The organism is Janthinobacterium leeuwenhoeki, assembly GCF_051380795.1.
Lineage (GTDB): Bacteria > Pseudomonadota > Gammaproteobacteria > Burkholderiales > Burkholderiaceae_D > Janthinobacterium.
In genome coordinates, this window is sequence record NZ_JBNYXT010000010.1 from 29,121 (window position 1) to 47,930 (window position 18,810).

21 protein-coding genes are annotated in these 18,810 nt (G+C 64.0%); 13 read left to right on the forward strand and 8 right to left on the reverse strand.

Annotation, left to right across the window (positions count from 1 at the left end; all coding sequences use genetic code 11):
* Positions 1–60 precede the first annotated feature (60 nt).
* From ACQ4WS_RS10820 to ACQ4WS_RS10850, 7 genes are all read left to right on the forward strand, one after another.
* Positions 61–1,371 carry a penicillin-binding protein activator gene (locus ACQ4WS_RS10820; protein WP_436476079.1) on the forward strand — a complete coding sequence of 437 codons (1,311 nt, stop codon included), beginning with the start codon at positions 61–63 and terminating at the stop codon, positions 1,369–1,371.
* Between the two features lie 9 nt (positions 1,372–1,380).
* Entirely contained in the window at positions 1,381–1,740 is a 360-nt protein-coding gene (locus ACQ4WS_RS10825; protein WP_436476081.1) for a YraN family protein, read from the forward strand.
* Between the two features lie 57 nt (positions 1,741–1,797).
* Positions 1,798–2,394, forward strand: coding sequence for a phosphoheptose isomerase (locus ACQ4WS_RS10830; RefSeq protein WP_034752465.1), 597 nt, complete (start codon positions 1,798–1,800; stop codon positions 2,392–2,394).
* Positions 2,387–3,073 carry a BON domain-containing protein gene (locus ACQ4WS_RS10835; RefSeq protein ID WP_436476083.1) on the forward strand — a complete coding sequence of 229 codons (687 nt, stop codon included), beginning with the start codon at positions 2,387–2,389 and terminating at the stop codon, positions 3,071–3,073. The genes ACQ4WS_RS10830 and ACQ4WS_RS10835 overlap by 8 nt, the downstream gene beginning before the upstream one ends.
* A 95-nt stretch (positions 3,074–3,168) precedes the next feature.
* The gene (locus tag ACQ4WS_RS10840; RefSeq protein WP_436476085.1) at positions 3,169–3,690 is read left to right on the forward strand and encodes a peroxiredoxin family protein; all 522 of its coding nucleotides are present in this window, start codon (positions 3,169–3,171) and stop codon (positions 3,688–3,690) included.
* A gap of 98 nt (positions 3,691–3,788) precedes the next feature.
* Positions 3,789–4,379: a sigma-70 family RNA polymerase sigma factor gene (locus tag ACQ4WS_RS10845; RefSeq protein WP_436476087.1), complete on the forward strand. Its 591-nt coding sequence runs from the start codon at positions 3,789–3,791 to the stop codon at positions 4,377–4,379.
* Complete coding sequence (locus ACQ4WS_RS10850) at positions 4,376–5,071, forward strand: anti-sigma factor (RefSeq protein ID WP_436476089.1); 696 nt, start codon at positions 4,376–4,378, stop codon at positions 5,069–5,071. The genes ACQ4WS_RS10845 and ACQ4WS_RS10850 overlap by 4 nt, the downstream gene beginning before the upstream one ends.
* 64 nt (positions 5,072–5,135) lie before the next feature.
* Here ACQ4WS_RS10850 and ACQ4WS_RS10855 read toward each other — a convergent pair whose 3' ends face one another.
* Together ACQ4WS_RS10855 and ACQ4WS_RS10860 are read right to left on the reverse strand one after the other, a co-directional pair.
* Positions 5,136–5,558, reverse strand: coding sequence for a PaaI family thioesterase (locus tag ACQ4WS_RS10855; protein WP_436476091.1), 423 nt, complete (start codon positions 5,556–5,558; stop codon positions 5,136–5,138).
* A gap of 90 nt (positions 5,559–5,648) precedes the next feature.
* Complete coding sequence (locus tag ACQ4WS_RS10860; protein WP_436476093.1) at positions 5,649–6,806, reverse strand: PepSY-associated TM helix domain-containing protein; 1,158 nt, start codon at positions 6,804–6,806, stop codon at positions 5,649–5,651.
* Positions 6,807–6,913: 107 nt separating this feature from the next.
* Here ACQ4WS_RS10860 and ACQ4WS_RS10865 point away from each other — a divergent pair, with 107 nt between their 5' ends.
* Both ACQ4WS_RS10865 and ACQ4WS_RS10870 read left to right on the forward strand, forming a co-directional pair.
* On the forward strand, positions 6,914–7,270 hold the full coding sequence (locus tag ACQ4WS_RS10865; RefSeq protein WP_436476095.1) for a hypothetical protein: 357 nt from the start codon (positions 6,914–6,916) through the stop codon (positions 7,268–7,270).
* Positions 7,271–7,361: 91 nt separating this feature from the next.
* The gene (locus ACQ4WS_RS10870) at positions 7,362–9,518 is read left to right on the forward strand and encodes a TonB-dependent receptor (protein ID WP_436476097.1); all 2,157 of its coding nucleotides are present in this window, start codon (positions 7,362–7,364) and stop codon (positions 9,516–9,518) included.
* 222 nt (positions 9,519–9,740) lie between these two features.
* Here ACQ4WS_RS10870 and lipA read toward each other — a convergent pair whose 3' ends face one another.
* The 3 genes from lipA to pdxR all read right to left on the reverse strand — a co-directional run bounded on the left by lipA (position 9,741) and on the right by pdxR (position 13,038).
* Positions 9,741–10,748 carry a lipoyl synthase gene (lipA, locus tag ACQ4WS_RS10875; protein WP_436476099.1) on the reverse strand — a complete coding sequence of 336 codons (1,008 nt, stop codon included), beginning with the start codon at positions 10,746–10,748 and terminating at the stop codon, positions 9,741–9,743.
* 37 nt (positions 10,749–10,785) lie between these two features.
* Positions 10,786–11,490 (reverse strand): lipoyl(octanoyl) transferase LipB, encoded by a 705-nt coding sequence (gene lipB / locus ACQ4WS_RS10880; RefSeq protein WP_436476101.1) that lies wholly within the window; start codon positions 11,488–11,490, stop codon positions 10,786–10,788.
* 75 nt (positions 11,491–11,565) lie between these two features.
* The gene (gene pdxR / locus ACQ4WS_RS10885; protein ID WP_436476103.1) at positions 11,566–13,038 is read right to left on the reverse strand and encodes a MocR-like pyridoxine biosynthesis transcription factor PdxR; all 1,473 of its coding nucleotides are present in this window, start codon (positions 13,036–13,038) and stop codon (positions 11,566–11,568) included.
* 125 nt (positions 13,039–13,163) lie between these two features.
* Here pdxR and ACQ4WS_RS10890 point away from each other — a divergent pair, with 125 nt between their 5' ends.
* Entirely contained in the window at positions 13,164–14,363 is a 1,200-nt protein-coding gene (locus ACQ4WS_RS10890) for a multidrug effflux MFS transporter (RefSeq protein WP_436476105.1), read from the forward strand.
* On the opposite strand, the gene ACQ4WS_RS10895 is transcribed toward ACQ4WS_RS10890, so the two are convergent.
* A complete protein-coding gene (locus tag ACQ4WS_RS10895; protein ID WP_436476107.1) occupies positions 14,356–14,652 on the reverse strand; it encodes a DUF493 family protein in 297 nt (98 codons plus the stop codon). The two genes, ACQ4WS_RS10890 and ACQ4WS_RS10895, sit on opposite strands and share 8 nt — an antisense overlap.
* Between ACQ4WS_RS10895 and ACQ4WS_RS10900 the strand changes: the two genes are divergently transcribed.
* Positions 14,651–14,887, forward strand: coding sequence for a hypothetical protein (locus tag ACQ4WS_RS10900; RefSeq protein WP_436476109.1), 237 nt, complete (start codon positions 14,651–14,653; stop codon positions 14,885–14,887). The genes ACQ4WS_RS10895 and ACQ4WS_RS10900 overlap by 2 nt on opposite strands.
* A gap of 76 nt (positions 14,888–14,963) precedes the next feature.
* On the opposite strand, the gene ACQ4WS_RS10905 is transcribed toward ACQ4WS_RS10900, so the two are convergent.
* Both ACQ4WS_RS10905 and ACQ4WS_RS10910 read right to left on the reverse strand, forming a co-directional pair.
* Positions 14,964–16,370, reverse strand: a complete 1,407-nt coding sequence (locus ACQ4WS_RS10905; protein WP_436476111.1) for a DUF6600 domain-containing protein — start codon at positions 16,368–16,370, stop codon at positions 14,964–14,966.
* A gap of 103 nt (positions 16,371–16,473) precedes the next feature.
* Entirely contained in the window at positions 16,474–17,115 is a 642-nt protein-coding gene (locus ACQ4WS_RS10910; protein WP_436476113.1) for a LysE family transporter, read from the reverse strand.
* A gap of 176 nt (positions 17,116–17,291) precedes the next feature.
* On the opposite strand from ACQ4WS_RS10910, the gene ACQ4WS_RS10915 reads away from it, so the two are divergent.
* Both ACQ4WS_RS10915 and yiaA read left to right on the forward strand, forming a co-directional pair.
* On the forward strand, positions 17,292–18,239 hold the full coding sequence (locus ACQ4WS_RS10915; protein WP_436476114.1) for a DUF808 domain-containing protein: 948 nt from the start codon (positions 17,292–17,294) through the stop codon (positions 18,237–18,239).
* A gap of 84 nt (positions 18,240–18,323) precedes the next feature.
* Positions 18,324–18,767 carry an inner membrane protein YiaA gene (yiaA, locus tag ACQ4WS_RS10920; protein WP_436476116.1) on the forward strand — a complete coding sequence of 148 codons (444 nt, stop codon included), beginning with the start codon at positions 18,324–18,326 and terminating at the stop codon, positions 18,765–18,767.
* The last annotated feature ends 43 nt before the right edge of the window (positions 18,768–18,810 follow it).

The following is an 18,810-nucleotide window of genomic DNA, read 5'->3' on the forward strand; positions in this document are numbered from 1 at the left end:
TTTGGAGGTTAAATGCTTGCTAATAGTGTGAAGTTACTGCTTGTTTGTGCCGCGACCGGCATGCTGAGCGCTTGCAGCACGCCTTGCGACGCGCCCGGGCAATTGTGCGCGCCTATTGAATCTAACACAAGGGCGCTGCCGCCACCGACGCCGCTGCCCGTGCCGCCCAAGCCGCCCGCGCCCGAACCGGTGACGTTTGCCGTGGCCGTACCCGATATTACCGCGTACGACGGCAATGGCGCGCCGTTGGCGCCCATCAAGAACAAGCCGGCGACCGGCACGCCGCAAGACATGCCGGCCGCCACGGCGCCTGCGCCGTCCGACGGCAAGGTCCACCACATCGGCCTGCTGCTGCCGCTGCGCTCCGCTTCCCTGGGGCCGGCCGCCGAATTGCTGCGCGCCGGCTTCATGGCCGCATACGAGCGCGACCGCAGCGGCTTTGAAGTGACGGTGATCGACACGGGCGACGGCAGCAGCGACGCGCTGAACAAGTTTGCGCAAGCGCAAGAGGAACAGGACATCGTCGTGGGGCCTTTGTCGCGCTCGGCCGTCACGGCCGTGGCGAATAGCGACCTGGTGCGTAAGCCGACGATTGCCCTGAACCACCCCGACAACCGCGGCGAGGCGCGCCTGCCGGCCAAGCTGCTGGTGATGGGCCTGTCGATCGAAGCGGAAGCGCGCCAGGTCGCCGCCTGGGCCGCCAGCGAACAGCCTCGCGCCAGCGCGCTGATCCTGTCGGCCGGTTCGCCCTCGCAGCGCCGCATCAGCGCCGCCTTCAAGCAGGAATGGCTGCGCCAGGGCGGCAAGATCGAGACAATGGACTTGACGGCCACGAATGGCTACCTGAGCGATGCCGAGCTGGTGCAACTGCGCGCGCGCCTGGCCGCCACGCCGCCGGGCTTGCTGTTTGCCGCGCTCGACGCCGACCAGGCGCGCCAGCTGCGCGTGGCCATCGGCAGCGACTTGCCTCTGTATGGCACCTCGTCATTGAATCCCGGCGCCGGGCGCGGCGCCAGCGGCCCCGAGCTCGACGGCGCGCGCCTGCTGGACTTGCCATGGCAGGTGCAGCGCGACCATCCGCAAGTGATGGTGTATCCACAACCGGAGCAGCCTGCCGAACGCCGCCTGACGGCCGACATGGAACGCCTGTATGCGCTGGGCATCGATGCCTTCCGCGTGGCGCGCGAAGTGGCGCTGCGGCCGAACGCGCCATTTACCCTCGATGGCGTAACGGGCCGTCTGGCCGTGCGCTTTGAGAATGATCAAAGCGTGTTCGAACGCACGGAACAGGCCGCCACCTATCAGCAGGGCGTGCTGAGCACCTGGCCGCCGGCCGCGCCCGCGCCTGTCGCCGTGCCAGCGGCCCAATAAGAGCACGCCATGCCACCCCTGCCGTTCCAGAATAAACAGGCACGGGGACGGCAAGGGGAAGACGATGCGCTCGCGTATCTGCTGCTGCAAGGCTTGGTGCTGCTGCAACGCAACTATCTGTGCAAGGGAGGCGAGCTGGACCTGATCATGCGCGACGGCCCCTCCATCGTTTTCGTCGAAGTGCGGCTACGCAGCAGTGCCGCCTACGGCGGGGCCCTGGCCAGCATCACGCCAGCCAAGCAGCGGCGCATGGTAGTGGCCGCGCAAACCTGGCTGCTGGGGCAAAAGACGCTGCCAGCGTGCCGCTTCGACGCGCTGGCCATCGATGGCGGACGCATCAGCTGGCTGAAGAACATCCTCGATATGTAAGCATTTTTAACAGTGCTTGTCCGCCATGCCGCGCGCCTGCACTATAATCGGCAGACTATGAATAATCAACGCATCCTCTCGCACTTCCACGAAAGTGCCGAACTCAAGATCCAGGCCGCCACCGTACTGGCGCAGCCCATTGCGCAGGCGATCGACCTGATGTTTTATGCATTGTCCAACGGCAACAAGATCCTCGCCTGCGGCAACGGCGGTTCCGCCGCCGACTGCCAGCATTTCGCAGCCGAGCTGGTCGGGCGCTTCGAACGCGAGCGCTTTCCGCTGCCGGCCCTGGCGCTGACGACGGATACGTCGATCCTGACGGCCGTGGCGAACGACTACAGCTACCGCGAGATTTTCTCGAAACAGGTGCAGGCCTTCGGCCAGGCTGGCGACATCTTGCTGGCCATCTCCACGTCGGGCAATTCGGCCAACGTGATGGCCGCCGTGGAAGCGGCGCTCGAGCGCGAAATGCGCGTCGTGGCGCTGACGGGCAAGGACGGCGGCGCCATCGGCAAGATGCTGACCGACGCCGACGTGCATATCTGCGTGCCGGCCGAGCGCACGGCGCGCATCCAGGAAGTCCATCTGACCACCATACACTGCATCTGCGACGGCATCGATGTCGCCCTATTCGGAGGAGACGTGAATGACTAAATTCGGTACTGGCCCAGGCTGGAAACGCGTACAACGCCCGCTGGCCACCGCACTCTTGTGCGGCGCCATGCTCACCTCGCTCACCGGCTGCATCGAATTGATGGTCGGTGGCGCCGTGATGGGCGGCGTTGCCGCAGCGGACCGCCGCACCCTGGGCGCCCAGACCGAAGACAAGTCGATCGCCCTCAAAGGCGAGTCGCGCATCCCCTCCATCGTCGGCGACGTGGGCCACGTGAATGTCACCAGCTTCAACCGCCGCGTCCTGCTGACGGGCGAAGTGCGCGACGAGGCGATGAAAAATGCCGTCGAGCGCGAAGTGCGCAATATCGAAGGCGTGGAATCGGTGGCCAATGAATTGATCATCGCCGGCCCGGCCAGCTACACCTCGCGCTCGAACGATGCGCTGATCACCACCAAGGTCAAGGCCAGCCTGGTCGACATGAAAACCATCTCGGCCGCCTCGTTCAAGGTCGTCACCGAGAACGCCACCGTCTTCCTGATGGGCAGAGTCACCCAGCGCGAAGGCACGGTCGCGGCCGACGTGGCGCGCGGCGTGGGCGGCGTGCAGAAAGTGGTCAAGCTGTTCGACTACATTTCAGAAGCGGAGCTGAAGCAATTGCAGCCTGATCCGCCGCAGCAGCGCACGACGGGCAACGTCGGCGACAGGCCCCAGCAGTAAGCCTGTACGTCGTTTGACCTACGGCTTTGACGCGGGGATACGGCTATAATTGCCGCATCGCCGCGCGTTTCAAGTGAACTTATTTCAACTTCGCCATGTCAACTTCGCCCTCCGCAAGCAAGTCCTGGATCAAGCCAGCCCTGATCGCCGTCTTCGTGGCGGGCGTGGTGGCCGCTGGCTACCTGTCGCTGAATGACAAGCAAAGCGCGCCGGACGTGACCTTCCACGGCATCCATGGCGAGAAAATCACCTCGGCCAGCCTGCGCGGCAAGGTGGTGATAGTCAATTTCTGGGCCACCTCGTGCACCACTTGCGTGGCGGAAATGCCGGACATGGTCGACACCTACAACAAATACAAGGGGCAGGGCCTGGAATTCGTGGCCGTGGCCATGAAATACGATCCGGCCAACTACGTGCTGAACTTCGCCGAAACGCGCCAGCTGCCGTTCAAGGTGGCGCTCGACGTGACGGGCGAGGCGGCCAAGGCCTATGGCGACGTGGCCCTCACACCCACCACCTTCGTGCTCGACAAGCAGGGCAAGATCCTCAAGCGCTACGTGGGCAGGCCGGAATTCGCCGAACTGCACAAGCTGCTGGAAACCGCCATCGCCGGCTAAGACAGCGCACAAACACGGTATAAAACCTTGTTGCCAAGTGTTATCAACCTGTTATAACCTTCTCTTGCGTGCCCCCATTCACCTTGTGAAGGCCATCCGTGTCCCTAGCCGCTCAATCGCTTGACCCGCAACAACTCAAAACCTGGCTGCTTGCCGCCGGGAACAAGGACGCCACGGCGTTCCGCCAGCTATATAACGCCACCTCATCGAAACTGTTTGGCTTCGCGCTGCGTATATTGCATAAGCAAGAGCTCGCTGAAGAAGCCTTGCAAGAGGGTTTCGTTGCCATCTGGAACAATGCCGCCGCTTACCAGAGCCATCTGGCGGCGCCGATGACCTGGATGGCCACCATCGTGCGCAACAAGGCGTTCGATGTGTTGCGGCGCAGCGACGATACCGTGGAAATCGATGCCGAACAGTTTGATAGCGAAGTCATGAATGCACTCCGAGACCCCCAGGCCACGCCGATCGAATCACTGCAAATGAGCGGTGATGCCAAGGCGCTGGCGTTTTGCATGTCAGCCCTGGAAGGGGTGCACCGGCAGGTGGTCGCCCTGGCGTTCTATCATGACTTGTCGCACAGCGAAGTGGCGCAGCAGATGTCGCTGCCGATCGGCACCGTGAAGACCTGGATACGCCGCAGCCTGGAACGACTGCGCACGTGCCTGGCAAAACGGGAGGCATCATGAATATTCGCGGCAATGACAGCTTGCGCCAGAAACTGGCGTCCGAATACGTGCTGGGCACCCTGAAAGGGGGTGCGCGGCGGCGTTTCGAAGGCTGGTTGTACAACGACGCCGATTTACGCAATATCACGGCCGAATGGCGCCAGCGTTTGGAACCGATGGCGGAATTTGCCACGCCCGTGGCGCCGCCCAAGCGCGTGTGGCAACAGATAGAACAGCGCTTGCACCTGGCGCCGCAGGGCGGCTGGTCCTGGTTGCGTGATTCACTGTCGTTCTGGCGTGGTCTGGGCATGGCCTCTAGCGCCATCGCCGCGCTGCTGGTGATCGTCGTCGCCACGCGCCTGCTGGACGCGCCGCAGATCAGCTATGTGGCCAGCCTGACGGACGAAAAAGCGCAAACGGCTCTGCTGCTGACGGCCGACAGCCGCCACGGCGCGCTCGAGGTGCGCATGGTGGGCAACGCACCCGTGCCGAGCGATAAGGATCTCGAACTGTGGGCTGTGCCGAAGAGCGGCAACCCGCGCTCCTTGGGCTTGCTGGCCGACAAGGGCAATGTGAAACTGGCCCTGTCCCAGCGCGCCATCGGCAACGACGTGGCCTTGCTGGCCGTCACCCTGGAACCGAAAGGCGGTTCGCCGAATCCGGATGGACCGACGGGACCGGTTTTGTATAAAGGTAACTGGGTGAAAATCTAGCAAGCCCAAAAGCAAGGGCTGGGGTCGTACCCTGCAGGGTACGACCCCAGATTTTGCCCTTGGGTTACTTAGGATACAGAATCATCTGCGTGCAGCGAAACAGGGCGATGGTCTTGCCTGTTTCCTTGCTTTTCACCACGGCATCCCAGACTTGCGTGTTGCGGCCCTTGTGCTCAACCTTGGCCGTGCAGGTGAGCGTGCCTTCGCGGGCCGTGCCCAGGTGGTTCGATTTCAGTTCGATGGTCGTAAAATTGCTGGCGCCCTCGGGCAGGTTGACGATGCAGCCGTAGCCGGAAGCCGTGTCGGCCAGTGTCACCACGCTGCCCGCGTGCAGATAGCCATTCGGCGCCAGCAAATGCGGCAGCACGGGCAATTCGGCCGTCAGCTGGCCGTCGCCCACTTGCGTGATGACGATGCCCAGGTGGCCGGGCAGGCGGCCGGTGCCGCGTTCATTCAACATTGCTACGGTGATGTCGGGATTGCTCATGCTGGTCCTTGTGCGGGTGAATCCGGACAGTGGATCTGCCGGAAAATACTATGATGATAGCAACTTTCCCCGCAGCGGTTTGGTGGCCGCTTATTTCCGGCCGCGCCGCCGTTTCCACCACACCAACGTCCCCGTCAGCAGGAACAGCAAGGGCATCAGGCCGAACACGGTAATAAAGCTGCGCCCGGCCACGCCAAAGGCCTGGCCCGAATGCAGGGGGAATTGCCAGCCCAGGAAAACATCGCCGGCCGGCGCCCGCAAGGGATCGCGTATGCGCAGGGGCAAGCCGCTGCGCGCATCCAGGGTGATGCGCGTGGCGCCGTCGCCGTGGGCGATTTCGCCGGGCTGGCGCACGCGGATCTCGTACGGCTGGTCCTTCCTGGCCGGCAACACGATGCGCGACACGCGCGCCTGCGGATACAGCAGCTGCGCGGCGGCCATGGCCTGGCCCGCATCGAGCACGGTGCCATCCTGGGCCACATTCTTCAGTTTGACGGTATCGGGCACCGTCGACACAAGCGCCACCAGCGGCACGATCAATTGCGGCAAATTGAAATAGATGCCGGAAAAGGCCAGCACGGCCAGCACGGGCGCGGCAAAAAAGCCCGCCGCCTTGTGCATCGTATAGTGAAAGCGCGGCCAGGAGCCGCCATGCGACACCGTCAGGGCGCGCTTGATCGCCGTCCACTGCAGGCGCGGCCACCACAGATAGATGCCGCTGAGCGCCATCAGCAGCAAGACCACGCCGGAGATCCCGGTAATGGTTTTGCCCACCTCGCCAGACAATACATAGCGGTGCAGATGAAACATGCCCGACATCAACAGTGGGCGGGTGAGGCCGAAACGGCCCCAGTCGCGTTCGCCTTTCACTTGCAAAGTGTAGGGGTCAACCATCACCTGGCGCACGATGGCCTGGCTGAAAGGCGAAGGCTTGCCGGTCTGGCGGTACGAGGCCACATACACGTCGCGCGCATCGGCGGGCGGATTGAGCTGGCTCGGCTTGCCGTAGGCGGGATCCGCCGTGAGCTGGTCCACCACCGCTTGCAGCGTGCGCGGCGTCACCTGGAAAGCCTGGCCGGGCGCGGGCGTGCTCGCCTGCAACAAGTTGGGATTCAGATACGCGTCGAGCTCCGGCATCCAGGCGATGGCCGAACCCGTCAAGCCCAGCAGGACGAACAGGGCGCCAAACCACAGGCCCGCATACAGATGCAGTTTGGCAAAAAACCACTTGATCGAACGTTGCGACATGGAAGCCTTGGGAAATTTGGGCTGCGGAACGATAGCATGAAAGCCAGGCGGTGAAAACCACGCAACAAGCGCTGACAGCGGGGCGATTTTCTTGCTACTATGCGCTCATGTCTTCCCGCCAGCCCACCCGCAAGCCTTACGGCGAGCCTGCCCATCACGGTGCCGCCGCCCTCGCGCGCACGCCGTGGCGACTGTGCGTGGCCCTGTTCAGTGCGCTGGCCCTCGTGTTCCTGCTGTCGACGGCCGCCTCGCACCTGCACAAGACGACCCTTGACGCGGAAGAGTGCGCGCTGTGCGCCACGGCCATCGACAAGGTGGCCGACATCGCTGTACCGCCGGTCATCACCGAGCCGCCAGCGCAATTATTGCCGTACCGCTTGCTGGCCCTGGCTCCCGCCAGCCTGGCGCCCATCGCCGCCCTCATCCTGCCGCCCGTGCGCGGCCCGCCTGCCGCCTCACTGTAGTTCCCACGCTGTTTTTCCTTTTTCAGGTTGCCCCTTGTCGCGCGTTCATGCGCGCCGGGCCGCCTGGCGTTGACTATTTTTGAGGTTTGCCATGCAACACACACCACGTTTGAGCGCGCTGTCGCTCGCCCTTGTCAGCCTGTTCAGCCTTTCCGCCCACGCCGCCGAGCCTGCCGAAGCCAATACCGATACTGCACCGCAAGACATGCAAAAGGTCGAAGTCACGTCCGCCCACCTGAAAAGCGCGCGCATCGAGCTGTCACCGAAAGTCGGCACCACCATCTACAGCATCGACAGCCATAGGATCGACATGCTGGGCCAGGGCGACAACACGCCGTTCAATGAAGTGCTGCTGCGCCTGCCGGGCGTCTCGCAGGATTCGAAAGGCTCCGGCGCCCTGCACGTGCGCGACGACCATGCCAACGTGCAATACCGCATCAATGGCGTGCAATTGCCGGAAAGCATCAGCGGCTTCGGCCAGTCGATCGACACGCGATTGATCGACAAGACGGATTTCATGACGGGCGCCTTGCCGGCCCAGTTCGGCCTGCGCACGGCCGGGATTGTCGATATTGAAACGAAAGAGGGCGGCTTGAGCCCAGGCGGGCGCATCGGCATCATGGTTGGCAGCCACGACCATATCGAACCCAGCGCCGAATTTTTCGGCAGCGTCGGCAAGTTCAATTACTACCTGTCCGGCAGCTACCTGGGCAACTCCCTGGGCGTGGAAAACTCGCAAGACACACGCAGCGCCCTGCACGACAAGACGCGCCAGAACAAGTCGTTCGGCAGCCTGTCGTATTTCCTCGATGACAACACGCGCCTGGGCGCCATGTTCGGCACTTATAATGGCCGCTTCCAGATCCCCAACAATCCGGACCAGGCGCCCGCCTTCTCGCTCGATGGCCACAGCGATGCGCAGGCAGGCACATCCAGCCTGCCGTCGTCGCAGCTGAATGAAAACCAGCGCGAAGTGAACCGCTTCCTCGTGCTGTCGCTGCAGAAAAGCCTGGGCGACGTCAATTACCAGGTGTCCGCCTTCCACCAGTATTCGGCGCTGCACTTCACGCCCGATGCCATCGGCGACCTGATCTACAACGGCGTGGCCTCGGATTCACGCCGCGCGAACAGCGCTTCCGGTGCCCAGTTCGACATCAGCTACAAATTGCACCAGGACCACACCGTGCGCGCGGGCCTGGCCTACACGCGCCAGAAGACGACCAGCGACAACATGGTGGCCGTCTTCCCCGCCATGGACGGGGCGCAAACCTCCACCACGCCGGTCAGCATCCTGGACAACAGCGGCAAGACGGGCACCCTGGCCAGTGTTTACCTGCAGGATGAATGGCATATCAGTAAACCTTTGACCCTGAACTATGGCGCCCGCTACGACAAGGTTTCGGCCTACACGCGCGAGCAGCAATGGAGCCCGCGCGTCAACCTGGCGTATCAGCTGGCGCCGGGCACGGCCCTGCACGCGGGCTACTCGCGCTACTTCACGCCGCCGCCGCAGGAATTGGCAGCCCAGGGCAGCATCGACCTGTATGCGAACACGACGAATGCGCCGGAAATCGGCCAGTCGGACAACGTCAAGGCCGAGCGCACGCACTACTACGATGTGGGCATCAGCCATCAGGTCAATTCAAAGCTGACCGTGACGGCGGACGTGTACTATAAAAAGATCAACAACCTGCTGGACGAAGGCCAGTTCGGCCAGGCATTGATCTTGACGCCATTCAACTATGCGGACGGCTACGCCAAGGGCCTGGAGTTATCCGCCATCTACAGCGAGAAAAACTGGGGCCTGTTCCTCAACGCCAGCACGCAAAAAGCGCAGGGCCGCAACATCAATTCGGGCCAAGCCCTGTTTGGCGCCGATGAGTTGAACACCATCAGCAAGCACTATGTCTACCTCGATCATGACCAGAAATACACGCTGTCCGGTGGCGGCCATTATCACTTTGGCGATTCGCAAGTGAGCGCTGACTTCCTCTACGGTAGCGGTCTGCGCATGACCCCGGACGGTGGCGCGCCCAATTCCGGCCATCTGCCGAGTTACTTTACCGTCAACACGGCGCTCACGCACACGTGGAAAAACACGCCGCTCGGCAAGGTGGAAGGACGCATGGCCCTGATCAACCTGTTCGACAAATCGTATCTGCTGCGCGACGGGTCCGGCGTCGGCGTGGGGGCGCCGCAATACGGCGCCCGCCGCAGCATTTACGCGGGCCTGTCCACCAGCTTCTAAGAGTTACGCGCGAAGACAGCGGCAGGGTGCAACGCCTGCCGCATATCCCGCCTTGACGAGGCGGCCAGGCGTATGTCCATGCGTCACATCATAGCCAATTTATCAACCATGCTTTTTCAGCATGCTAGTATGGGACGTTCGGCAGCATGGCGTGCATATGCTGCGGGCAGGCAAAAAAAAGCCGCGAGCGTTAGCAGGCGGCTTTGATGTGGCACAAAAGGCTTAGAAATTGAGCGCCGATTCCACGCCGGCGCTGTGCGCCTGTTCATCCGCGTGGTACGAGCTGCGCACCATGGCGCCCACGGCGGCGTGGGTAAAGCCCATTTTGTACGCTTCTTCTTCGAACATTTTAAAGACGTCCGGGTGCACGTAGCGGCGCACGGGCAAGTGGCTGTTCGATGGCGCCAGGTACTGGCCGATGGTCAGCATGTCGATGTCGTGCTCGCGCATGTCGCGCATGACTTGCAGGATTTCCTCGTCCGTCTCGCCCAGGCCCACCATGATGCCGGACTTGGTTTTCACGTCCGGGTACATGGCCTTGAAATCCTTCAGCAGTTTCAAGGAATGCATGTAGTCGGAGCCGGGACGCGCTTCCTTGTACAGGCGCGGCGCCGTTTCCAGATTGTGGTTCATGACGTCAGGCAAGCCATCCTTGAACAGGTTCAGGGCTTTTTCCAGACGGCCACGGAAGTCGGGCACCAGCACTTCGATGCGGGTATTCGGCGACAGGGCGCGCGTTTGCTGGATGCACTCGACGAAATGGCCGGCGCCGCCGTCGCGCAAGTCATCGCGGTCGACGGAAGTAATGACGACGTAGTTCAGGCGCAGCTTGGCGATGGTTTTCGACAAGTTCGATGGCTCTTCCTTGTCCAGCGGATCAGGACGGCCATGGCCGACGTCGCAGAACGGGCAGCGGCGCGTGCACTTGTCGCCCATGATCATGAAGGTGGCCGTGCCCTTGCCAAAGCATTCGCCGATGTTCGGGCAGCTGGCTTCCTCGCACACCGTCACGAGCTTGTTTTCGCGCAGGATGTCCTTGATTTCATAGAAACGGGTCGATGCCGAAGCGGCCTTGACGCGGATCCAGTCCGGCTTTTTCAGGCGCTCGACTTGCTCGATTGGAATGATCTTGATCGGGATGCGCGAAGTCTTGCTGGCGCCTTTTTGCTTTTCGCTCGGGTTGTAGGCGGGAGCGGCGGGGGCGGTGCTGGAAATGGTCTCAGAAGTCATGGCTGCAAGCCCTTGAGGGGCATGTTGGTTTGTTTGCTCAGGCATCCGCTGCCTGAGGCGCGCCTGCGGCGCTGTGTACTTCGCTTACATCGAGTAATACGGTCAATTCATGGGCCAGGGCCCGCTGCACCTCGGCCAGCGGCGCCGACACGCCCATGCTGCGCATGTCCACCGTCTTCAGGCCGGAATAGCCGCAAGGGTTAATCCAGGAAAACGGCGCCAGGTCCATCGCCACGTTGAGCGATACGCCATGGTAGGTGCAGCCGTTGCCGCGCACTTTCAAGCCCAGCGCGGCGATCTTCGCACCCTTGTCTGGCCCGCCGGCAATATAGATGCCAGGCGCGCCATCGATGCGCTCGCCAGCGAGATTATACGCCGCCAGCACGTTGATGATGGCTTGCTCGATTTTATGCACGAACTGGCGCGCATACAGCTTGCCGCCCGGCTTGTTGCGGCGCAAGTCCATCAGCAGGTAAATCACCACCTGGCCGGGGCCGTGGAAGGTCACTTCGCCGCCCCGGTCCGTCTGCACCACGGGCACATTCTCTGCGCCAGCCAGCAAATGGCCGCGGTCGGCCGCCAGGCCCAGGGTGAACACGGGCGGATGCTCGACGATCCACAGTTCGTCGCGCGTGTCCGTCGTGCGCGCGTCGGTAAAGGCGCGCATGGCGGCAAAGGTCGGCTCGTAATCGACGCGGCCCAGCTCGCGGATCAGCGCCGTTTCGGTTCGGGTGGTGGTCATGACAGATTCTGTAATCAGCTGCCGGCGCCTTGCGGACGCTGCGGCGAAGCCGTGATTATAAGCCAGGCTGCCGTTTCATTCAGCCTCGGGCGCCGGCAACAGCAGCAATCTGCCTAATTTTTGAGCGGCATGGCGTATCTGGGCCGCATTCAGGGCCGTGTAGCCCAGCAGCACGGCCGGCGCCAGCTTGGCGCTGTGACAAAAGTCGCCGAGCGGCTGCAGCGCCAGCCCCTCTTGCGCCGCGCGTGCGCAAAACGCCCGCTCGTCGCTGTCCGGCGGCAGCCACAGCACGCAATGAAAGCCCGCCTGCTGGCCGGAAATGGCGTAGCGCCCGGGGGCGGTCTGCTCGAGACAGGCCAGCAACAGGTCGCGCCGCTCCTTGTAGGCCAGCCGCGCCTGGCGCAAATGGCGCACGAAGGCGCCATCCTCCATCCAGGCGGCCAGCGCCAGCTGCTCCGTCACACCCACGGACCTGCCCGTCAACTGCAGGGTGCGCAGCAACTGCGGGCGCAAGGGGGGCGGCAGCACCATGAAGCCCACGCGCAGGCCGGCAAACAGGGTCTTGTTGAAACTGCCGCAATAAATCACGCGCTGGTACTGGTCCAGCGCCTTCAGGGCCGCCAGCGGCGCGCTCTGGTAATTGAATTCACTGTCGTAATCGTCTTCCAGCACCCAGGCGCCGTGGTCGTTCGCCCATTCCAGCAAGGCCAGGCGGCGCGTGACGGACATGGTCACGCCCAGCGGCGACTGGTGCGCCGGCGTCACATACGCGAGGCAGGCGTCCGCGTGCGCGGCCAGGGCGGCGCAATCGATGCCCTCGGCATCGACGGCAATATCCACCGGCACGGCGCCCGCGAGGGCAAACAGGGCGCGCGCGGCCGGATAGCCGGGCTCTTCCAGGCAAACCTTGTCGCCATCGCGCACGATGCTGCGCGCCAGCAAGTCGATCGCGTGGCGGATGCCGGTGGTGACGACGATGTCTTGCGGGTCGCAGCGGATGCCGCGGTACTTGGCGAGGAAATCGGCGATTTGCTGGCGCAGCTGGGGCAGGCCGGCCGGATCGGCGCTGCACAGCTGCTCCGGCGTGGCGGCCGCCAGCGCCCGCGCGGCGCACTTGGACCAGGCGGCCATGGGAAACAGGCTGGCGTCGGCGCGCCGCGCCACAAACGGCAAGCCGTCGCGCACGCCCGTATCCGAGGCAGGCGCGGGCGCCATGGCCAGCAGGGCGGGGGCGGCGTCGCCAAATCCCGCCATCAGGAAACGTTCCGGCACGACGGCGCACACGCGCGTGCCGGAACCGGGCACGCGCGTCACATACGCTTCCGCGTGCAGGCGGTCGAACACGGTTTCGATGGTGCCGCGCGACAACTCCCACCGTTCGGCCAGGGTGCGGCTGGACGGCAAACGGCTGCCCGCCGGCAGCATCTTCGTCAGGATGGCCGAGCGCAGCGCTTCATACGCGCCATCCTGCTTGTTGACGCCCGCCTTGGCTAGCCAGCTGGTGGGACGAGGCAAGTCCAGGGCGTGCGGTGATTTTCCTCGCGGCATGATAATCGTCCAAGTGGTCCAATGAGTTTTCTGATGACTGGCACTTCGCATTACACCACAAACCTTCTACTCTCACCGTTCCGGTGCGCCAGCGGGGCGCACACTTGCAGAGATCGTGTAAAACAATGCAGAAACAAATCGCTGTATGGGCCTGGGGCGGCATCGTGCTGCTGCTGGTCTGCCTGTCGCGCATCAGCATCGACATCTATTTGCCTTCGCTGCCGGCCATGGCCGATGCCCTGCATGCCAGCGATGCCCAGTTGCAACTGACCCTGAGCCTGTTCATGGCCGGCTCGGCCGCCTCGATGCTCGCTTGCGGGCCGCTGGCCGACCGTTACGGACGCCGCCCCGTGCTGCTGGCCGGCACGGGCATTTATGTGCTCGCCAGCATCGTCTGCAGCGTGACCTCCGACGTGCACGTGCTGATCGCCGCGCGCGTGCTGCAGGCGTTCGGCGGCTGCAGCGGTACCATCATCGGCCGGGTCATGGTGCGCGACCGGTTTGACGCCGGCACGCAGGCGCGCATGCTGGGGAGAATCTCGATGCTGATGGGCCTGTCGCCGATCCTGGCGCCGCTGGCCGGCAGCGTGCTCGACGCGGCGTTCGGCTGGCGCGCCGTGTTTGGCGTGCTGTGCCTGCTGGGCGCGCTGTCGCTGGGCTTGATCGCCGCCTACGTGCCGGAAACCAAGCCGGCCAGCGTCGTACCACAAGGAAATACCCTGGCGCTGTACCGGAGCCTGCTGGGCGACGCGTATTTCCTGCGCTATGCGCTGGCCATCGCTTGTGTGTATTGCACGTATTTCCCCTTCATCGCGGAATCGTCCGTGTTGTTGCAAAGGCGCATGCATCTGTCGCCACATGCGTATGCGCTGGTGTTCGCGCTGACGGTCAGCGGCTATGTGGCGGGAGCTAGCCTGTTCCGCGCACTGGGACCGCGCCTGGGCGCCGATTATATGCTGGGCGTGGCGGTGCTGATCAATGTGGCGGGTGCGGCCAGCTTGTTGCTGGCAGGCAGCCTGGCGCCGCAGCACGTGGCGTCGCTGGTGGCGCCCATGCTGCTGGTGATGGTGTCGGTGAGCATGGCCATCCCGGCCTGCCAGCTGGCCGTGCTGCAGCCGTATGGGGCCCAGGCGGGCAGCGCCTCGGGCATGTTCTTCTTCGTGCAAATGCTCATCACGGCCGTTTGCGGCGCCGTCATCGCCGCCATCACGGACGGCAGCGAAAAACCCCTGCTGTGGGTGACGGCGGCGGCCAGCGCGGCCTTTGCCCTCGTGTGGCGGCTGACGAAACGCCAGCCGGCCAGAGCAAACGCATGTCTTACATGACGATCTTGACCATCGGGTGGCCCGACAGCGCCATGTACAGGGCGTCGAGCTGCTCGCGGCTGACGGCGCGCACGGTCACGGTCAGGCCCGTGTAATTGCCCTTGCCCGATGGGCGCTCTTCCATGCGGCCCACGTGGAAGGTCGGATCGTGGCTGATGACCAGTTCCAGCATGGTCGGCGCGAAGTCCACATGCGTCGGGCCCATGATCTTGATGGGAAAGTCGCTCGGGTATTCGATCAGCGATTCGCTGGGAGGAATAATGTGTTCGGTAGGAGGGGTGGTTTGCATGGGGAATCCAATCAGTGCCGGTCAGTGCCAAAGGCATATTGTAGCCAACTTTGGCAGCGCCTGCGCCTGCCGCCATGGCGCCAGGGGCGCGGAAAAAAAAAGCCAGCTTTGTAAGCTGGCGAAAACTATTTCGTTTGGACAAAATAGCCGGAAAATCGGTGCTGTCAGCCGCGAAGGCATTGCGCTGTCCTGCAATGACGCCACTGTAGACAAAACACCGCGGCTTGAGCGCTGAAATGTGACGAACTGCCGGTTTGGCGGCTTGAACGTCGATAATCCATGACCAGACGGACAGGCGGCCAGCGCCCCGTTCACCGCTCCGCTTCCGGCATGCGGCCATTGCGGCCGGGACCGCCGCGCTCATTGTTGCGCTCACGCGGCGAATTGCCGCGCTCGGTGACGGGGCGCGGCAGTGGCCGCTCGGCGCGGGGCCGCTGCTCGCCACGCCAAGCGGGATGCGCCACCTGGTCTTGCACGGGTGGCAAGGCCGGCATCGCCGGCATCACGGGCTGGGGCGGCACTGGCGGCTGCTGCGGCTGCGCCGGCACGGGCGGGCGGTTCGGCCGCATCGGACGCGGCGCCATGTGTGTCTGGCCGTCGTCCGTCTGCAAGCGGCCAGGGCGGTTGACCCCGTCGCGCCGGAAACCATCTTGCTGGCGCGGCGCCTCGACGGGGCGCTGCCAGTTGCCCGCCGGCGCAGGCGCCGTGCTCAAGGGCAAGCTTTGCATGACGGGCGGCGGCATGCTGCTGCGGTTGCGGCGCGGCACGTCGACCATGCGTGAGCCGCCGACCCAGCCCACCAGAGCCGGCGCCCAGGGCACGCGGCCGCGCTCGCGCCCCGGTGCCCAGCCCCAGCGGTGGCCCAACAGCACCCAGCGGCCGTAATGCGAGGGCGCATAACCCCAGGGAGCATTGTCGACCCAGGTCCAGCCCCACGGCGCGATCCACGTCCAGCGCCCGTCGCTGTACGGCGCCCAGCCGGCCGGCACCGTGCTGGGCAGCCACAAGGGGCCATATTCCGCATTGTCTTGCCAGACGCCGTAGCGGTCCAGCTCTTCATAACCGGTGGTATCGTCCGTGACATAGCGCAAGGCGGGCGCGGCGGCGGGGAAGGCTTCCGGCCAGTTATCGAAGGCGATCCGGTGCAAGGCGCCCGTGCGCAATTGCTCGTCCGTCAGCTCGGCGCGCTTACCGGCACGCAAGGTCACGCTGCCCGTCGCGCCATCCACGTCGGCCACGCCTTCGAGCACGCTGACGACGCTGGTGCCGGGCTGGCGCCCCGCATCGATGCGCACCCAGCCCGGCTGGATGAGAGTCACGCGAGCCTGGGCCGTAGTCAGCTCGAAGCCGCGCAGCGCATCGGGATTGCGCACGCGCACGCTGAGCGTGCCATAAGCGAGGTGCAATTTGAAACTGTCATCATCGAGCTCGCTCACTTCCAGCTCGGAATCGCCATCGAGGCGCACGGCGGCCGCACCTACGCGCAATTCCGCCAGCGCGCCGCGCTGGGTGGTCAAACGGTTATCCGTCGTGACGGGCCAGTTCAGCAGGGCGTTTTGCGCTTCGCCATCACCGGCGCGCACCAGCACCTGCCCTTCGACGGTGGAAATGCGCCCCACGCGGGCGGGCGGATTCTCGGCCAGGGCCACGCTGCAAGCCGACGACAGCAGCACGGCGCACACTTTGTTCAGGAAGGGGGAAGACAGGATCGGACGCATGGCAGCGCTCCAGGCAGGACTTACAAGAATGATTGCTACCGATTACATCCGCATAGTGCAGACATCGCAAGCGGGCTTACAAATGTTTGCATGTTGACTCGCCTCAGGAGGCCGCCTGGCTCCCCCGCTTGACGAAGAACAGGGCTGCGCCGACGGCCATCAGCAAGCCGCCAAAGAAGCGGTTCTGCTTCTTCACGGCCCTGGCATCGCGGAAAAAGCGCTGCATCGACGAAGCCAGGAAGGCGTAGCTGTGCATGACGATCTGATCGATCGTGCACATGGTGACGGCCAGGATCAGCAGTTGCGGCAGCAGGGGCGCAGCAGGGCTGATGAATTGCGGCAAGACAGCCACCATGAAGATGATGCCCTTCGGATTCGTCACATTGGTCAAAAAACCCGTCAGCACGCGCCGGCGCATGGAAGGCACCACGGCGTCGGCATGCAGGTCGCCCGTCACGGCCACCTTGGCGCGCCATTGCGACAGGCCCAGATAGATCAGGTACAGCGCGCCCACCGTCTTGACGATATTGAAGGCCACTTCGGAAGCCAGCAGCAAAGAGCCCACGCCGGCGCCGGCGATGCCCAGCACTACCAGCAGCCCCAGCTGCAAGCCGAGGATGGTGGCGCTGGCCTTTTTCACCCCGTACGACAAGCCGTGCGACATCGACAGCACGGCGCCCGAGCCGGGCGAGACGGCGATGATGGAGGCAGCGATGACAAAGGTGATCCAGGTGGAAAAACTCATGCGGCGTCCGAAAAATAGTGAATATGAGCAATTTTACTCCGGCCCGTGCGGCCTTGCCGGCCCGCCCTGAGGTAAGATCGCAGTCATCCCTTGCCGTACAACCAAGAATAACATCATGAAAAACAATACTTTCCTCGCTCCGCCATGCCTTGCCACCACCGTGGGAGCGCGCTGAGATGGCCGGCTCCAGCCTGTTGGCCCTGCTTGACGACATCGCCAGCATCCTCGATGACGTTTCCCTGATGACCAAGGTGGCCGCCAAGAAGACGGCCGGCGTGCTCGGTGACGACCTGGCCCTGAACGCGCAGCAAGTGGCCGGCGTGCGCGCCGAGCGCGAACTGCCCGTCGTGTGGGCCGTCGCCGTCGGCTCGCTGAAGAACAAGGCCATCCTCGTGCCCGCCGCGCTGGCCATCAGCGCGTTTGCGCCGTGGGCCATCACGCCGCTCTTGATGGTGGGCGGCGCCTACCTGTGCTTCGAGGGCTTCGAAAAGATCGCCCACAAATACCTGCACCCGGACGACAGCCACAAGGCCGAGCTGGCACAGGCGCTGCGCGACCCGCAGGTTGACCTCGTCGCGGTGGAAAAGGACAAGATCAAGGGCGCCATCCGCACCGATTTCATTTTATCAGCGGAAATCATCGTCATCGCGCTGGGCACGGTGGCTGCGGCCACCTTCGCCGAACAGGTGGCCGTCGTCGTCGGCATCGCTCTGCTCATGACGGTGGGCGTGTACGGCCTGGTGGCCGGCATCGTCAAGCTCGATGACGCGGGCTTTTATCTGGCGGCGCGCAAGGGCGCGGGCGCGCTGATGAATGGCGTGCGCGGCTTTGGCCGCATGCTCGTGTCGGCGGCGCCGAAACTGATGAAATTTCTCTCCGTGGTGGGCACGCTGGCCATGTTCATGGTGGGCGGCGGCATTTTGACGCACGGCTGGCCGTGGGCCAGCGGCATGCTGCACCATGCGGAAGAAGCCGTCGGCGGCGTGGCCGGCATCGGTCCCGTGCTGGCCGCCGTCACGCCGAGTCTGATCAACGCAGTGGCCGGCCTCATCGCCGGTGGCCTGGTGCTGGCTGGCGTCACGGCCGTGTCAGCTTTATTGCGCATGGTCAAGCCAAGCAAATAGACTTTCTGGTCTGATGGGGTGGCAGGCGCATCCGTGCATGCCGCCCCGGCCATGCCGACGGCGCCCGCTGTCCATGGAGACCCTATGCAGACTTCCCCCATCCAACGTCCCAGCAGCGCCTTCATCGGCGCTTCCTGGGCGGCACTGCTAATCGGCGTCATCACCTATCTGTCAGGCCTGTGGAACGCCACCATGCCACTCAACGAGAAGGGCTATTACTTCACCATCCTCATGTATGGCCTGTTCGCCGCCATCTCGCTGCAAAAATCCGTGCGCGACCGCGCCGAGGGTATCGCCGTGACAGGGATTTACTTTGGCCTGTGCTGGATTTCCGTGCTGCTGGCCTTGCTGCTGCTCACGGTCGGCCTGTGGAACGCCACCCTGCAGAACAGCGAGAAGGGTTTCTATGCCATGGCATTCCTGCTCAGCCTGTTTGCCGCCGTGGCCGTGCAAAAGAATGTGCGCGACGTGGCGCGCGCAGCGCCGGCCGCCACTGCGGCCACCTCTGCCGAGGCGCCGGGAACTTAAGCACCGCAGGCGTGTCTATCCCTGTATCCATATCGGGAGAGGG

Excerpts from the sequence above, each read along its gene's own strand:
- ACQ4WS_RS10820 (WP_436476079.1), top strand. The coding sequence starts at position 61 with ATGCTGAGCGCTTGCAGCACGCCTTGCGACGCGCCCGGGCAATTGTGC.
- ACQ4WS_RS10825 (WP_436476081.1), top strand. The coding sequence starts at position 1,381 with ATGCCACCCCTGCCGTTCCAGAATAAACAGGCACGGGGACGGCAAGGG.
- ACQ4WS_RS10830 (WP_034752465.1), top strand. The coding sequence starts at position 1,798 with ATGAATAATCAACGCATCCTCTCGCACTTCCACGAAAGTGCCGAACTC.
- ACQ4WS_RS10835 (WP_436476083.1), top strand. The coding sequence starts at position 2,387 with ATGACTAAATTCGGTACTGGCCCAGGCTGGAAACGCGTACAACGCCCG.
- ACQ4WS_RS10840 (WP_436476085.1), top strand. The coding sequence starts at position 3,169 with ATGTCAACTTCGCCCTCCGCAAGCAAGTCCTGGATCAAGCCAGCCCTG.
- ACQ4WS_RS10850 (WP_436476089.1), top strand. The coding sequence starts at position 4,376 with ATGAATATTCGCGGCAATGACAGCTTGCGCCAGAAACTGGCGTCCGAA.
- ACQ4WS_RS10855 (WP_436476091.1), bottom strand. The coding sequence starts at position 5,558 with ATGAGCAATCCCGACATCACCGTAGCAATGTTGAATGAACGCGGCACC.
- ACQ4WS_RS10860 (WP_436476093.1), bottom strand. The coding sequence starts at position 6,806 with ATGTCGCAACGTTCGATCAAGTGGTTTTTTGCCAAACTGCATCTGTAT.
- ACQ4WS_RS10865 (WP_436476095.1), top strand. The coding sequence starts at position 6,914 with ATGTCTTCCCGCCAGCCCACCCGCAAGCCTTACGGCGAGCCTGCCCAT.
- ACQ4WS_RS10870 (WP_436476097.1), top strand. The coding sequence starts at position 7,362 with ATGCAACACACACCACGTTTGAGCGCGCTGTCGCTCGCCCTTGTCAGC.
- lipA (WP_436476099.1), bottom strand. The coding sequence starts at position 10,748 with ATGACTTCTGAGACCATTTCCAGCACCGCCCCCGCCGCTCCCGCCTAC.
- lipB (WP_436476101.1), bottom strand. The coding sequence starts at position 11,490 with ATGACCACCACCCGAACCGAAACGGCGCTGATCCGCGAGCTGGGCCGC.
- pdxR (WP_436476103.1), bottom strand. The coding sequence starts at position 13,038 with ATGCCGCGAGGAAAATCACCGCACGCCCTGGACTTGCCTCGTCCCACC.
- ACQ4WS_RS10890 (WP_436476105.1), top strand. The coding sequence starts at position 13,164 with ATGCAGAAACAAATCGCTGTATGGGCCTGGGGCGGCATCGTGCTGCTG.
- ACQ4WS_RS10900 (WP_436476109.1), top strand. The coding sequence starts at position 14,651 with ATGGGGAATCCAATCAGTGCCGGTCAGTGCCAAAGGCATATTGTAGCC.
- ACQ4WS_RS10895 (WP_436476107.1), bottom strand. The coding sequence starts at position 14,652 with ATGCAAACCACCCCTCCTACCGAACACATTATTCCTCCCAGCGAATCG.
- ACQ4WS_RS10905 (WP_436476111.1), bottom strand. The coding sequence starts at position 16,370 with ATGCGTCCGATCCTGTCTTCCCCCTTCCTGAACAAAGTGTGCGCCGTG.
- ACQ4WS_RS10910 (WP_436476113.1), bottom strand. The coding sequence starts at position 17,115 with ATGAGTTTTTCCACCTGGATCACCTTTGTCATCGCTGCCTCCATCATC.
- ACQ4WS_RS10915 (WP_436476114.1), top strand. The coding sequence starts at position 17,292 with ATGGCCGGCTCCAGCCTGTTGGCCCTGCTTGACGACATCGCCAGCATC.
- yiaA (WP_436476116.1), top strand. The coding sequence starts at position 18,324 with ATGCAGACTTCCCCCATCCAACGTCCCAGCAGCGCCTTCATCGGCGCT.